This is a genomic window from Myxosarcina sp. GI1(2024) (assembly GCF_053543375.1).
Window position 1 is genome coordinate 1,607,913 of record NZ_JBKGTY010000001.1, and the last position, 14,693, is coordinate 1,622,605.

General features: G+C 42.3%; 13 protein-coding genes, 1 tRNA gene and 1 pseudogene. 11 read left to right on the forward strand and 4 right to left on the reverse strand.

The window, feature by feature from the left end; all coding sequences use genetic code 11:
- The first annotated feature begins 8 nt into the window (after positions 1–8).
- From ACLFKQ_RS07710 to ACLFKQ_RS07725, 4 genes and pseudogenes are all read left to right on the forward strand, one after another.
- The gene (locus tag ACLFKQ_RS07710) at positions 9–485 is read left to right on the forward strand and encodes a YbjN domain-containing protein (protein WP_448999218.1); all 477 of its coding nucleotides are present in this window, start codon (positions 9–11) and stop codon (positions 483–485) included.
- 29 nt (positions 486–514) lie between these two features.
- Positions 515–1,285, forward strand: coding sequence for a lipoate--protein ligase family protein (locus tag ACLFKQ_RS07715; protein WP_448999219.1), 771 nt, complete (start codon positions 515–517; stop codon positions 1,283–1,285).
- Between the two features lie 107 nt (positions 1,286–1,392).
- Positions 1,393–1,477, forward strand: a tRNA-Ser gene (locus tag ACLFKQ_RS07720).
- Positions 1,478–2,022: 545 nt separating this feature from the next.
- A pseudogene (locus ACLFKQ_RS07725) lies at positions 2,023–2,231 on the forward strand (SAM-dependent DNA methyltransferase); the annotation flags it as partial.
- Between the two features lie 118 nt (positions 2,232–2,349).
- Here the strand turns inward: ACLFKQ_RS07725 and ftsH3 are convergent.
- The 3 genes from ftsH3 to ACLFKQ_RS07740 all read right to left on the reverse strand — a co-directional run bounded on the left by ftsH3 (position 2,350) and on the right by ACLFKQ_RS07740 (position 5,527).
- On the reverse strand, positions 2,350–4,203 hold the full coding sequence (gene ftsH3, locus ACLFKQ_RS07730; RefSeq protein ID WP_448999220.1) for an ATP-dependent zinc metalloprotease FtsH3: 1,854 nt from the start codon (positions 4,201–4,203) through the stop codon (positions 2,350–2,352).
- A gap of 364 nt (positions 4,204–4,567) precedes the next feature.
- Positions 4,568–5,017, reverse strand: a complete 450-nt coding sequence (locus ACLFKQ_RS07735) for a VOC family protein (protein ID WP_448999221.1) — start codon at positions 5,015–5,017, stop codon at positions 4,568–4,570.
- 3 nt (positions 5,018–5,020) lie between these two features.
- Positions 5,021–5,527 carry a TIGR02652 family protein gene (locus ACLFKQ_RS07740; protein WP_448999222.1) on the reverse strand — a complete coding sequence of 169 codons (507 nt, stop codon included), beginning with the start codon at positions 5,525–5,527 and terminating at the stop codon, positions 5,021–5,023.
- Between the two features lie 108 nt (positions 5,528–5,635).
- Here ACLFKQ_RS07740 and ACLFKQ_RS07745 point away from each other — a divergent pair, with 108 nt between their 5' ends.
- The 5 genes from ACLFKQ_RS07745 (at position 5,636) to ACLFKQ_RS07765 (ending at position 9,987) form a co-directional block, all read left to right on the forward strand.
- Positions 5,636–6,166: a gamma carbonic anhydrase family protein gene (locus ACLFKQ_RS07745; RefSeq protein ID WP_448999223.1), complete on the forward strand. Its 531-nt coding sequence runs from the start codon at positions 5,636–5,638 to the stop codon at positions 6,164–6,166.
- A 146-nt stretch (positions 6,167–6,312) separates the two neighbouring features.
- A complete protein-coding gene (locus ACLFKQ_RS07750) occupies positions 6,313–6,432 on the forward strand; it encodes a photosystem II protein Y (protein ID WP_448999224.1) in 120 nt (39 codons plus the stop codon).
- 217 nt (positions 6,433–6,649) lie between these two features.
- Complete coding sequence (locus tag ACLFKQ_RS07755; RefSeq protein WP_448999225.1) at positions 6,650–7,564, forward strand: aspartoacylase; 915 nt, start codon at positions 6,650–6,652, stop codon at positions 7,562–7,564.
- Between the two features lie 186 nt (positions 7,565–7,750).
- Complete coding sequence (locus ACLFKQ_RS07760; protein ID WP_448999226.1) at positions 7,751–8,629, forward strand: glycosyltransferase family 2 protein; 879 nt, start codon at positions 7,751–7,753, stop codon at positions 8,627–8,629.
- A gap of 263 nt (positions 8,630–8,892) precedes the next feature.
- Entirely contained in the window at positions 8,893–9,987 is a 1,095-nt protein-coding gene (locus tag ACLFKQ_RS07765) for a sensor histidine kinase (RefSeq protein WP_448999227.1), read from the forward strand.
- 40 nt (positions 9,988–10,027) lie between these two features.
- Here the strand turns inward: ACLFKQ_RS07765 and trmD are convergent, their stop codons facing one another.
- Positions 10,028–10,750, reverse strand: coding sequence for a tRNA (guanosine(37)-N1)-methyltransferase TrmD (gene trmD / locus ACLFKQ_RS07770; RefSeq protein ID WP_448999228.1), 723 nt, complete (start codon positions 10,748–10,750; stop codon positions 10,028–10,030).
- Positions 10,751–11,069: 319 nt separating this feature from the next.
- On the opposite strand from trmD, the gene ACLFKQ_RS07775 reads away from it, so the two are divergent.
- Positions 11,070–11,918: a cyanophycinase gene (locus ACLFKQ_RS07775; RefSeq protein ID WP_448999229.1), complete on the forward strand. Its 849-nt coding sequence runs from the start codon at positions 11,070–11,072 to the stop codon at positions 11,916–11,918.
- A gap of 151 nt (positions 11,919–12,069) precedes the next feature.
- The gene (gene cphA, locus ACLFKQ_RS07780; RefSeq protein ID WP_448999230.1) at positions 12,070–14,685 is read left to right on the forward strand and encodes a cyanophycin synthetase; all 2,616 of its coding nucleotides are present in this window, start codon (positions 12,070–12,072) and stop codon (positions 14,683–14,685) included.
- Positions 14,686–14,693 lie beyond the last annotated feature (8 nt).

Sequence of the window (14,693 nt, forward strand, 5' to 3'; positions counted from 1 at the left end):
AAGCTGTAATGATTAGCCAAATTTCCAATTTAGAAGTAGACACCGAACAAGCTATTGAAGAACTTATAGACGAGAATTCTAGCCATCAAGAGGTCATTGAAACAGTAATTTCTAGCCTAGATGACCGAAATACAGCCATGGTCAATCATACCAATGAAGGTAGTCTTTGGAAATTTCAATACGGAAGCGTTGAAGTTTTCGTTCAGCTTACCGGAGAAACCGATGACGATCTGTTTACTGTGTGGGCAAATGTTTTAAAACTACCAGCTAAAAACGAATCTGGATTGATGCGTCGGCTATTGGAAATGAATTGGAGGGGAACTTTTGAAACTTGCTTCAGTATTAATCAGGACACCGTACTGGTTTCGGCTCAACGTACTGTCGCCGATTTGTTTCCTGGAGAAATATCGCGCATTATTACCTTGGTTGCCAACATTGCCGATGATAATGACGAAATGCTCAAAGAAGAATTTGGCGGTGCTTGATTAGTAATTAATTATTAATTATTTATATAGTGGCTAGCGATCGCTTTTTAACTTCACCTCCAACCTGGCGTTTAATCTCTCCGATAGTAGCGTCAGGACACGCGCAAATGGCAATAGATCGCTGGTTGCTCGAAAAACATCGTCGAGGAGAACACCCTCCAACCTTACGCTTTTACACTTGGCATCCTGCGGCAATTTCTTTAGGATACCATCAAAAAGATTATCCTCTGGCTTGGCAACAACTTACCTGGCAAGGAAAACCTCTAGATCTGGTGCGTCGTCCTACAGGTGGTAAAGCAGTACTGCATCAAGGGGATCTAACTTATGCCATCGTCACCACTATCGCACCTGGCAAACGCTTGGAAATCTACAAACGGATCTGTCGATTTTTAATTGAAGGTTGGCGATCGCTTGGTGTTGAGTTAAATTACGGTAGTGCCACTAGAGAATATCTAGAAAATCTTAACTGTTTTAGTACGGCGACGGTTGCCGATTTAGTAACGACTGCGGGAGAGAAAGCGATCGGCAGCGCACAGTTACGCCGAGGTAAAGCAATTTTACAGCACGGCTCGATGCTATTGACCGGCGATCCGAGTTTGGCAAAACTAATCTTCGAGCGTCCCGTAGGTCAAAACTTGTTAGAATTAATTTCTCTTCATCGCGATCGCCAGATTAACACCATTATCCAACGTTTAATTCAAGCTGCGATTGTCTGTTGGCAAATCGATTTAGTAGAACAGCCTTTATTAGATGCGGAATGGAAGGAGATTAGAGAATTGTATCATCTGGGGAAAATCTAATTGTTTACCTGATTGAAAATATTAATCAGATTCAGCAACTTTAACAGTAATACAGAACTTTAGAGCTGGTTTGGATGATTGTTTGTTATCATAATGTAGCTAGATCGGGAGAGGTGGCAGAGTGGTCGATCGCGCTCGACTTGAAATCGAGTTTCCCGCAAGGGAACGTGGGTTCGAATCCCACCCTCTCCGTGCTTTCAGCCCTTATGTGTTCCAAATAACTAGTGTTACTATCGATTGCCAATTTAATTGTCGCCGTTGTCAAATTGATGTCGTCTTGACTAATTATTTGTCGTTGATAACAAATTAATGTCATTCAAGAAGATTAAATGGCAATAAAGGGGAATATGGGATTCGCTTTCATTTTTAGAAAATCATTCTTGCTCGAAGGTGATTCAGTAACCACTACTATAGTAAACCCATACCCTTATTGCTGTGAACGCACCTTATTCTTTCTAATCGAATTAGAAACAGCATCAGGGCAAGCAGTTACCAGGGTCACAGAAAGCAAGATTATCTTTCGACAACCAAACTAACCCACATTTTTCACAGTGCCAACCGCGAATTCGATCGCTATGGTAATGTTCGGGAAATTGCGGAAAAGTTTGGCGGAATTTCCCAACTCAAAGAAGCCGTGTATCAACTGCAAAACCTTCTCTACTCAGCATAATTAAATGGCAACTAGAAAGAAACAAACCAATAAAACAATTACTACCGCCTAAAAACTAGGAAGCGTTATTAAATCCGCACGGGACATCATACGGAAAGATAAAGGATTGAATGGAGAATTAGATCGCCTTCCCCAGTTGACTTGGATTATGTTTCTCAAGCTGTTAGCCGATGCGGGAAAGCTACGGGAAGCAGGGGAAACTTACAAACCGACGATTAAACCCCCTATCGTTGGCGTGATTGGGCTGCCAATGAAAACTTTGCTGGCGATCGCCTACATTGACTTTTGGATCGAGTGCGAAGTCCCAAGAAAAAAAACAGCATCTTAAGTTTTCAAGATGCTGTTGGTAATTAAGTTCAGTAGGATTGCATCGAGAGCGATGCAGTTATGAAAATTAAGCCAAAGCTGCCATTTTTACTTCGTTTTCGTTGAGAATTGCTTGTAATTCGTCAGCTTCGACAGTTTCTTTTTCCACCAGCATTTCTGCTAGGCGATCGAGAATGTGACGGTTTTCGTTTAAAACTTCTTTAGCACGACGATAGGCTTGGTCTACTAGGTTACGTACTTCTTCGTCAATCGCTGCTGCCGTTTCGTCGGAAAAGTCACGGTCGGAAGCAATATCCCGTCCGAGGAAGACGTTGCCGTTTTGACGACCCAAAGCCACAGGACCCAAGCGATCGCTCATACCGAAGCGAGTTACCATTTGACGTGCCACTTTAGTTACCTGCTGTAAATCGTTTGAAGCACCCGTGGTTACTTCTTCTTCACCGTAAACGATTTCTTCTGCCAAACGACCGCCTAAAGCCACCGCCATCTGATTTTGCAAGTAAGCACGGGAAAATAAACCAGACTCCATGCGGTCTTCACTAGGAGTAAACCAGGTCAAACCACCAGCACGTCCGCGAGGAATGATACTAATTTTTTGTACGGGGTCGTAGTCTGGCATTAAAGCACCGATGAGAGCGTGTCCTGCTTCGTGATAGGCAACTAATTCTTTGCGTTTTTCGCTCATCACGCGGTTTTTCTTCTCAGGACCTGCTAAAACGCGATCGATCGCGTCATTAATTTCATCCATCGAAATTTCGGTCAGATTGCGACGAGCCGCTAAAATTGCTGCTTCATTGAGCAAGTTAGCTAAGTCTGCACCGGTAAACCCAGGAGTACGACGGGCAATCTTGTCAAGATCGACATCCTTGGAAAGGGTTTTGCCGCGAGAATGCACTTTTAAGATTTCTTGACGACCGGCATAGTCGGGACGATCTACTACTACTTGGCGATCGAAACGACCGGGACGAAGTAAGGCAGCATCTAGTACGTCGGGACGGTTAGTTGCGGCAATGAGAATAATTCCGGTATTGCCCTCAAAACCATCCATTTCGGTTAGCAACTGGTTGAGAGTTTGTTCTCTTTCGTCGTTACCGCCACCGAGTCCAGCACCACGCTGACGACCGACAGCATCGATCTCATCGATAAAGACGATACAGGGTGCATTGGCTTTGGCTTGCTCGAAGAGGTCGCGGACGCGAGAAGCACCGACACCGACGAACATTTCTACGAACTCCGAACCAGAAATACTAAAGAAAGGCACCCCAGCTTCACCGGCAACGGCTTTGGCAAGTAAAGTTTTACCAGTTCCTGGAGGTCCTACTAACAAGACCCCTTTAGGAATTTTGGCACCAACGGCCGTAAAACGATCGGCATTTTTGAGAAAGTCTACTACTTCGGTAAGTTCTAGTTTAGCCTGTTCGATCCCTGCCACATCACCAAAAGTGACCTGAGTTTTTGGTTCCATTTGGACTCTGGCTTTAGACTTACCAAAGTTCATTGCTTGCGAACCAGGACCGCTTTGTGCCCTTCTTAATAAAAAAAATAGTCCCGCTAATAGCAGAATGGGGAAAAAGAGGCTGCTTAAAGCTCTAAACCAAAATCCCTCATCGCTTTGGGGTAAAACGGCAATGTCTACGCCATTTTCGCTCAAGATGTCGATAAATTCGCGGTCTTGAGGTAAGTTGACCAAAATCGGCGTACCTTCACTATCGATTACTTGAGCTTTAGTGCGATCGGCAGTAATCTTAACGGTTTCTACTCTGCCACTTTCAACTTCATTAATTAATTTACTATATGCCCAAGTTTGACGGCTTTGAGGTTCTCTGTCTAAAAAGGCAGTTCCCAAAGCTACTACAACTATGGCTAGCAGCACATATAGTCCTGCATTACGCCATTTTTTATTGTTGTCTTTATTACTCACTCTTACAGCCTCCTATAGCTGAGGATATGAAATTTATCTTTATGTATGAATCGCTATTTTTATTTTGACACTTTAAATGTTTGGCTTAAAATTTTCTGGCGATTCTAAATTGTATGGTTGATATATTTAGCTGTTGTTAATTTATGTTAACGTTTCTCAGGAAATATTGAACGAAATTTTCAAAATTTTAGAATTAATACTTTATGTTGCAACTGGCGATCGCCTTTCAGAAATTGCACTGCTAAAGGGGATCTAGTAGTAGCTGAAATTCGCCCCATTTTGAGGTATCCAATTTAGCCAATTTAGCCATTCGATTGGTGAAATTGGCTTGATTTAGCAGTTTATAGCAGTAACTAAAAGCAATTCAGTTATTTTCTACTTCTGGGATAAGGCGAATAAATTCTAGGGGCAACCCATCGGTGTCGGCAATAAAAGCCACTTCATAGAGGCGAGCGCCAATTTGCTGCTGTTGGGGTTCTAGTAAAACTTTAAATGAGTGGGCTAACTGAGGATTGGTTGCTGCAGCCTGAGTCAAATTAGCTTGAAGTGTGGTTAACCAACTAGGCAGATCGCTAGTTATTTTTGTCAGATCGAAAGAAAGATGATAGTAACCGACATAACTTTCATCATTAAAAGCATCGGGGGCTGGTTTGGGCTGAGGAATTTCTATCAGTTCGATCCTTCCCCCTAATCCTTCCATCCAGCAAGCGAGAGTATACCCTGTAGTGAAGCGATCGCAGACAGTAAAACCTAACTGTTCGTAAAAGGCGATCGCCTTACGAATATCTGCCGTACGAATTGAAACATGATGCATTACTCAATCTAGCAAAAAACGATAGGGATAATTACGGGGAACTCCTGGTTCTTTTTCGAGGGAAAAGTTAATTATTTCCCAACGGGGTTCATCTAAAGACTCAGGACTGAAAGCAACGGGAAGTCCGTACAATTTGGGAGTTTTGTGGTCGATATTTTCTCGCCAGGGATGAGCGCGTTCTAAGTAAGCACTGACCAATTCTCGGTAGCGATTGGCAATAATAACTTTGGTCGCTCGATAACCCTCCGTATAAAGCCGGTCTAAAGCTTCATGAATTTCAAAACGGATCCCGTCTGGATGAGTGTGCTGACGGTACCAACAATCTTGCCACAGTCGCCAACGCCGTCCTGAAGGTAAATGTACTAGCTCTTTGGTTTTGGGATCTGCTTCAAAAGCACCATGACGACTACAAAGATAGGTGTCAGTCAAAGTTAAAGCAGGTATGGTTTTACGACAGTGAGGACAAGAAATTTCCGAGCCGAATATGGGGTATTGTAAACTAGGATTCATCGTTTAAACACAGTTTTTTTTAGCTTAGATCGCGCTTTTATATTGATAAAAATATAAACAGTTATTCGAACAAAATAGATTTAGGTATTTATTAATCAGTATATCGCTATGAATCCCTCTTCAATTACTGCCAATGGTTTATATTCAAATCCACCGGATCTTTCAGAAGCAGCTTTTGTGGCAGTTAACGCTACGGTCATCGGCAATGTCTCTCTGGCAAAAAATTCCAGTGTTTGGTATGGGGCGACGCTCAGAGGAGATCTCGAGATCGTCACCATCGGTCAATATACTAACATCCAGGACGGAGCAATTTTACATGGAGATCCTGGCGAACCGACTATTTTGGAAGATTACGTTACCGTAGGTCATCGAGCGGTGATTCATTCAGCTCGGATCGAACGAGGCTGCTTAATTGGTATCGGTGCGATTGTTTTGAATGGAGTAACGGTGGGAGCAGAAAGTATCATTGGTGCTGGCAGCGTAGTCACTAAAGATGTTCCTCCTCGCTCTCTCGTCGTTGGAGTACCCGCTAAAAAAATTAAAGATGTTTCCGATACTCAAGCAGAAGAACTGTTAGAACACGCTCGATTCTATGCCAAGTTAGCTTTAGTTCATGCGGGCAAAAGTAAGGACTTATAGTTGAGTCGATCGCTATCTTGCCTAGCTACTTAAATGGAAAATCGGTCAAAAAAGCTGGTACATTTATATATATATGCGTGCTTACTATTCATGCATTGATAAACCTTTAATATAATCTTAAGCGTTCTCCGGAGGTAGATTTATTTATGGATTGGCGTGTTTTAATTGTCGTGGCACCAATCATCGTTGCTGCCAGTTGGGCTATTTTTAATATAGGTTCGGCTGCGCTTTCGCAAGTGCAGAAATATTTAAACAAACAATCATAGACAATCGACTAAAGTTGGCAATTTTTTTGAGCCGTCCGATTAAAGATAAATAATCGGTCGGTTTTTTATTTTTTGCCAAGTCACTAAATTACGCCGCATCTTAAGAAAACTGAGATGGCTCGTAAGCATTGGTTTGGAAATTACTCTTCTATTCCTAGCAGGGACTGTCTGAGCTCGAAATCTAGCTATTGCTATAATCAATCATTAGTGTATTAGTATGAACCAGATCCAGCGTGTCACTATAGTCGGAGGTATTCACGGCAATGAGTTATTGGGGATTTATCTAGTCAAAAAATTTAGAAAGTTTCCCCAAATTCTTCAACGATATACCGACATCGAAATTAAAACTTTACTGGCAAATCCCAAAGCGATTGCTTCGAACAAGAGATATATAGATATAGATTTAAATCGCTGTTTTGACCTCAAGGACTTAAGCGATCGCTCTTTAGTTTTATACGAACAGCTCTTAGCAAAAGCCATTTATCAGCAATTTAAAAGCGAGCGGTCTAACGACATGGCTTTGCCACCCAGCGAATTTATTATCGATATTCATACTACTACTGCTAATATGGGAATCACTTTATTATTGAGTAACGAGCTACCGTTTAATTTAAACTTAGTAGCTTATTTAGTTGCTCTAAATCCTAAAATTAAACTTGTCTGTGCTCATTCCAAACGCGAAAAGAATCGCTTGCGAAGCATTTCTCCCTATGGATTTACGTTAGAAGTAGGTTCGATACCACACGGAGTTTTAGATCCTATTTGGTTTGCTAAAACCGAAGCCTTAATTTTTAGTATTCTAGATTACATAACTAAATTTAATCGACAACAAAAAGAAAATATCTCCGATAGTCTTACTTTGTATTCAGTTTTCAAAGCAGTAAGTTTTCCTCTAGATGAAATAGGGGAAATTAATGCTATGGTTCATCCTCAGCTCCACGGTAAAGATTATTGTGCTTTGCATCCAAGACAGCCGATTTTTTTGAAATTTGATGGTTCTACTATCCTTTACAAAGGAAATGAAACTGTTTATCCCATATTTATTAATGAAAGTGCTTATGGGGAAAAAAATATTGCTATGTATTTCACGAGCCGAAAACAAGTTTTTATTCCACTAGACAAAAAAATGTAATTATTTACACATCAAAGTGGGTTGAGGTTTCAAAAAAACTTATAAGTCTAAAAGTTTACTCGGCAACTTATTTATTTATGTAATTATACCTAGAAAAAATATCAGTAATAACCCTGATATAATTTTGTTTAAATTTAATTATAATTTCACTCAAATTATCATTATAACTCGATGGAATCTTGAAACATGAGTGAAGTTGTAGCAGGATTTATCTCGGTAATTATTCCAGTTTTTAACGATCGAGAGAGATTAAAGTTATGTTTGACAGCTTTGGAAAATCAAACTTATCCACAAGAGTTATACGAACTCGTCCTCGTTGACAATGGTTCGGAAGAAAACATTGCTGAGATTGCCCATCAGTTTAAACAAGTAGTTTTAACCACAGAAAAACAGCGAGGCTCTTATGCTGCTCGCAACCGGGGAATTAAAATTGCCAAAGGAGAGCTTCTAGCTTTTACCGACTCTGATTGTATTCCTGCAAATGATTGGTTAGAGCGAGGAGTAAATTATCTCGTTTCCGTTCCAGACTGCGCTGTATTTGCTGGTAGGATAGATATTTTTTTCAAAAATAAAAATCGCCCTACAGCAGCAGAAGTTTTCGATAAAATGTCTCATTTAAAACAGCAAGACTACGTAGAAAAACATCACTACGGAGCAACTGCAAATTTATTTACCTTTAGACGGCTTTTTGAAGAAGTAGGACTATTTAATTCCCGACTTAAGTCTGGTGGAGATGTCAATTGGGGCAAGCGAGCTTTTGCCGGTGGTTACTCGATAGTTTATGCTGACGATCTTAGAGTTCTACATCCAGCCAGAAATTCTGTAGCCCAATTGGCTAAAAAAGCGATTCGTACTACTGGTGGTACTTTTGATTGGAATTCTCAGACTCGTCTTAAATTAAGCCTAAGACCGCCAATTAGGTCGGCTTTGCGCAAGAGCTTTCACAACTCAGAATTAAAAAGTATTTTGCAGAAAATTAAGCTGACCTCGATCGTTATCTACATACATTATTTGAGAGTGGGTGAAACCATTCGCTTACAAATGGGAGGAGAATCGAGATATTAAATTAACGGTTAAAGTTACACCGCCCATTTGCACTTCGTACTTCGTACGCGCTTCCTTTAACTTGGTTAAGTTCGCCTACTCTCGCCGTCAGTTAATAATGACCGCTAAGGGCGGACTAATAGTGGTTCTATCCTCTCCTAGAAAAATAAACGAAACTAATCCTTTGCTTCTGGATATTAGCCTTGGTCGAAAAACTCTTTGCTATTTAAGATGAGAGAAGTAGACCCAGATAATGTAACTCATTAAATCTAGTAAGGCGATAAATGCCAAAACTGAGCTTAGGAACGCGATTATTTTTTTCTCATCTTTTAGTGATGATGGTAGGATTAGGTAGTTTCGTGGCGATCGCCAAATTTTCTTCACCACGAATGTTTATCTTGCGCCTCGAACAACTAGAAGAAAGAGGTTTATTTACCGTCCGCTCTGCACGTACATATTTAGTAGAGGGATTTCAAAATGCTTGGAATCGTAGTGCTGTGGTTTCAGTAGTAGTAGGTGCTAGCGCAGCAGCGGGTTTGAGCTATTTACTTTCTAGAAGAATTACTCAACCCGTCAACCAGATGAAACAGATTACTCAAAAGTTTGCCGCAGGAGATTTAGACGAGCGAGTTCCAGAAAACCAAATACCAGAGCTAAATCAACTAAGTGCTAGCTTTAATTCCATGGCTAGTAGTCTGGGAAATGTCGAACAGAGACGCAGAGAATTAATTAGCGATTTGACCCACGAATTACGCACTCCTCTGACTGTAATGCGTGGTTATTTAGAGGAGTTAGCCGATGGCAAGATAGAAGCCTCTCCAGAAATGTATTTACGTTTGGTCAGAGAAACTAGACGATTAGAAAGGTTAATTCGCGACTTGCAAGAGCTTTCTAAAGCCGAAGCGGGTTACTTGTCGATTAATTTACGTCCTGTAGTCTTATATCCACTCTTGGCATCTCTAATAGAGAGATTTACCGATCAATTGCTAGAAGAAGGTCCCGTCCTACAGCTAGATTTTCCTTCGGATTTGCCGCCAGTGTTGGGAGATCTAGATCGCATCGAACAGGTATTGGTTAATTTATTGGGTAATGCAATTCGCTACACCGAAACTGGATCGATTACAGTCAAAGCTTGGCAAGAAAATCACTATATATGGATAGCGGTTATCGATACGGGTGTGGGTATTGCCCAAGAAGATTTACCATATGTTTTCGAACGCTTTTGGCGGGCCGATCGCTCTCGCAGTAGTTATTCGGGAGGAACGGGTATCGGACTGGCGATCGCGCGTCGTCTAGTGGAGTTACAGGGAGGACGCATTGAGGTAGAAAGCGAACTAGGAAAAGGTAGTATCTTTCGTTTTTGTTTGCCTGTGGCTTGAAAAAAGTAAGTAGGTAAGTAGTAGGAAGTTCGTTTCTGACTTAATAGTCTTCTTCTACTTTCCCGAGCCCTTGCTCCTTGTTTTCTTGCCATTTTTGCCACAGATCGGGACGACGTTGGATAGTGCGATCGATTTGTTCTCGTTTTCGCCATTCGGCGATCGCCTGATGATTTCCCGAACGCAAGATTGGCGGGACTTCCCAACCACGAAAATTTGCCGGTCTAGTATATTGTGGATAATCGAGGAAGTCGCTTTCGAAGCTTTCAGCTTTTAAAGATTCTTCTTTGCCAACGGTTCCAGGCAACAGGCGCACTACACCATTAATTAATGCTAGAGCGGGAATTTCGCCACAGGTAAGAACGAAATCTCCTAGAGAAATTTCTTTAGTGACTAAGTGTTGACGAACTCTTTCGTCTACTCCCTCATAGTGTCCACAAATTAAAACCAATTGTTGTTGCCGAGCGAGATCTTTGAGTAAGGGTTGCTTGAGCGGTTCCCCTTGAGGTGACATTAAAATAATTTCTGTCTGGGGTAAGATTTCTAAAGATTCAACAGCGGCAAATATTGGTTCTGGTTTGAGCAGCATTCCTACGCCACCACCATAAGGTTCATCATCAACTCGGCGATGTTTGTCGGTGGTAAAATTGCGCGGATCGATTAGGTTGACCCGAGCAATTCGCGAGGCGATCGCCCGACCGAGCAGACTAGACTGCAAGGGAGATCTAAAGAATTCAGGAAATAAAGTAATGACCTCAAAGCGCACGGCGTTTAGTTAGAGATAATCAGCAGTAAAATGTCAGGAAACAAAGGAGTAAAGTTGTGGTGAATCGAATTTATTGAAAGTCTTTAGTTGGGTTTTTCGGACGAAAAAGTAATGCAAAAATTTCATAAATCCTATAAAATAAGCGAACTTAGAAAAAATCGCCATAAACATTTTTACTGTTTAACTTTATAATGTTCGGTGATAATTACCATAATTTATTTTCAACTTAACAGTAAACTAAGTTTGTAAAAAACTAGCTAGATTAACATAGTTATTGCTATTAGCCAATACAGAATGTTTTTCTTTCGTAAGCACAATCATGTTCAATACAGAAATAAAAACTCAGGTAACCGCTTTCGCTCAATCGACCAAAAACGCCATTCTAGTAATTGGTGGTGCTGAAGATAAAATACATGGGCGAGAAATACTGCAAACTTTTTTAAATCGATCGGGTGGTTCGGAAGCGGTTATTGGTATTGTTCCCTGTGCGTCGAGAGAGCCCACCTTAATTGGCGATCGCTACCAACGGATCTTTAGCGACATGGGAGCCAAAGAGGTCAGAATATTAGATGTGCGCGAGCGTTCTGGAGGAGAAGATTCGGGCTATCTTAGTTTTTTAGAACAGTGTACGGGAATTTTTTTGACTGGTGGCGATCAGTTACGTCTTTGTGGCTTGCTGGCAGAAACTCCTCTAATGAACCGCATCGTTACTAGAGCACAGAAACAAGAGATCAGTCTGGCAGGCACTAGTGCGGGGGCAGCAGTAATGGGACAACACATGATTGCCGGAGGCAGTAGTGGAGAGTTTCCCAATCGCGCCCTAGTCGATTTAGCAATCGGGTTGAATATTATTCCTGAAATTTTAGTCGATCAACATTTCTACGCTCGTAATCGTTTGGCGAGACTGTTAAGCGCGATCGCCTCTCACCCCGGTCTCTTGGGTATTGGCATTGATGAAGATACCTGCGCCATGTTTGAATCGGATAATACCATTCAAGTTATCGGTAGGGGAACGGTTACGATTATCGATGCTCGTCAATTATCCTACACCAATCAAGCTCAAGCTTTGGGCAGCGAACCATTGAGCATTCACAACTTGAAACTACACATTTTGGCTCATGGCGATCGCTACGATCTGCAAAAGCATCAGCCCTTTACTAGCTTTTAGAATTAGAACGGTTTTAATTTATGATAAAAAACTGCCAAATTGTTCGTAGAGAACAGTTTAGCGGTTTCAAGAAAAGAGAAACTCAAGAAAAGAAAGAGCATTTAAGTTAAGATACCTGCTTCGTGCCTCCGAATCGAGCGAGAAAATAATCATGAAAATCCTCAAAACTCAGACACTACGCGGACCAAACTACTGGAGCATTCGGCGACACAAGCTAATTTTAATGCTGCTCGATTTAGAGGAGCTTACCGAAAAACCCTCTAATGAAATTCCCGGGTTTTATGACGGTTTGGTGCAGATTTTGCCTAGTTTAATCGAGCACTACTGCTCTCGTGGCTATCGGGGCGGTTTCTTAGAAAGAGTTCGAGAAGGGACATTGATGGGTCACATCGTCGAACACGTAGCATTAGAATTACAGGAATTAGCGGGAATGCCCGTAGGCTTCGGTCGTACTAGAGAAACCTCGCAACAAGGAGTTTTCAACGTAGTATTTGAGTACGTCGAAGAACAGTCGGGTCGCTATGCGGGTCGAGCCGCAGTGAGACTTTGTAGGTCGATCGTCGAAACGGGAACTTATCCCACAGCAGAATTAGAACAAGATTTAGCCGACCTGAGAGATTTAAAAGCAAATACCGCCTTGGGACCTTCTACAGAAGCAATTGTCAAAGAAGCCGAGGCGAGAAAAATCCCCTGGATGTGGTTGAGTGCCAGAGCGATGCTTCAGTTGGGCTATGGTGCCAATCAAAAGCGGATTCAGGCAACCTTGAGTCAAAATACCGGAATATTAGCCGTTGAATTGGCTTGCGATAAAGAAGGAACCAAAACCATATTAGGCGATGCTGGAATTCCCGTACCAAAAGGCACGGTGATTCAATATTTAGACGAACTAGAAACAGCAATCGCCGACGTGGGAGGTTATCCCATCGTCATCAAACCCCTCGATGGCAATCACGGGCGCGGCATTACGATTGAGATCGATAGCTGGGAAGAAGCAGAAGCAGCTTACGACCGAGCTAGTGCAGCTTCAAAAACGCGCTCGGTAATTGTCGAACGTTACTATCGAGGTAGCGATCATCGAGTTTTAGTAGTTGATGGCAAGGTAATCGCAGTGGCTGAAAGAATTCCCGCTCACGTAGTTGGGGATGGAGATTCTACCATTGAAGAATTAATCGAAATTACCAATCGCGATCCCAATCGAGGAGAAGGACACGACAATGTTCTGACCAAAATTTTAGTCGATACGACCTCAGAGCGGTTATTAGCCAAGCAAGGTTACAACCTAGGTAGCATTTTACCGCTAGGGGAAACAGTATATTTGCGAGCCACTGCCAATCTCAGTACGGGTGGAATTGCCATCGACCGTACCGATGAAATACATCCCGAAAACGTCTGGCTCGCTCAAAGAGTAGCGAAAATAATTGGTTTGGATATTGCCGGCATCGACATGGTTACTCCCGACATTAGCAAACCACTGCGTGAGGTCGACGGAGTTATCGTCGAAGTAAACGCCGCTCCAGGTTTTAGAATGCACGCCGCACCCAGTCGGGGCTTGCCACGTAACGTAGGTGCTTCAGTATTGGATATGCTGTTTCCCCGCCATACTCCCAGCAGAATTCCCATTATCGCCATTACGGGAACTAATGGCAAAACAACCACTACTCGTTTGACCGCTCATATTTACCGTCAGACAGGCAAAATTACTGGTTATACCACTACAGATGGGATTTATATTCAGGAATATTTAGTAGAAAAAGGAGACAATACGGGTCCTTATAGTGCCGGAATGATTTTAAAAGATCCTACCGTTGAGGTGGCGGTACTAGAAACTGCTCGAGGAGGTATATTGCGCTCTGGTTTGGCTTACGATCGCTGTGATATAGGAATCGTACTCAACGTAGCAGCAGACCATTTGGGACTTGGGGGCATCGATACTATAGAACAGATGGCTAGGGTTAAAAGTGTGGTTCCCGAAACTGTCAAACCAGATGGTTATGCTATTCTCAACGCCGACGATCCCCTAGTAGCGGCTATGGCACAGCAGGTCAAGTCTAAGGTGACTTACTTTTCTATGAATCCCGACAACCCAATTATCCTGGAAAGTGTTCGTCGCAACGGTTTGGCAGCAGTATATGAAAACGGATATCTCTCTATTCTCGAAGGTAACTGGACTTTAAGAATCGAAAAAGCGGCAAAAATTCCGATGACTATGGGTGGTATGGCACCATTTATGATTGCCAATGCTTTGGCGGGCTGTTTGGCAGCTTTTGCTCAAGGAGTAGACATTGAAACCATTCGTCGAGGAGTCCGTAGTTTTAGACCCTCATCCGACCAAACTCCAGGGAGAATGAATCTATTTGACGTGAGAGACTATCATGTTTTAGTAGACTATGCACACAACCCCCACGGATATAAAGCAGTAGGGGATTTCGTTCGTAACTGGGAAGGAGCGAGAATCGGCGTAATTGGTGGACCTGGCGATCGTCGTGATGAAGACTTAATCCTACTGGGTAGAATCTCGGCGCAAATTTTCAATCGCATTATTATCAAAGAAGATGACGATCCTCGAGGTAGGCGAGTAGGAGAAGTAGCCGATTTAATTGCTAAAGGAATTTATCAAGAAAACCCCAACGCAACTTACGACACCATACTTGATGAGGTTGAAGCAATTAATCTCGGCTTAGATCGGGCAGATAGAGATAATTTGGTGGTAATTTTCCCCGAACAGGTCAATCGGGCAATCGACCTGATTAAACGGCGCATGTATTAGGTAGAGGT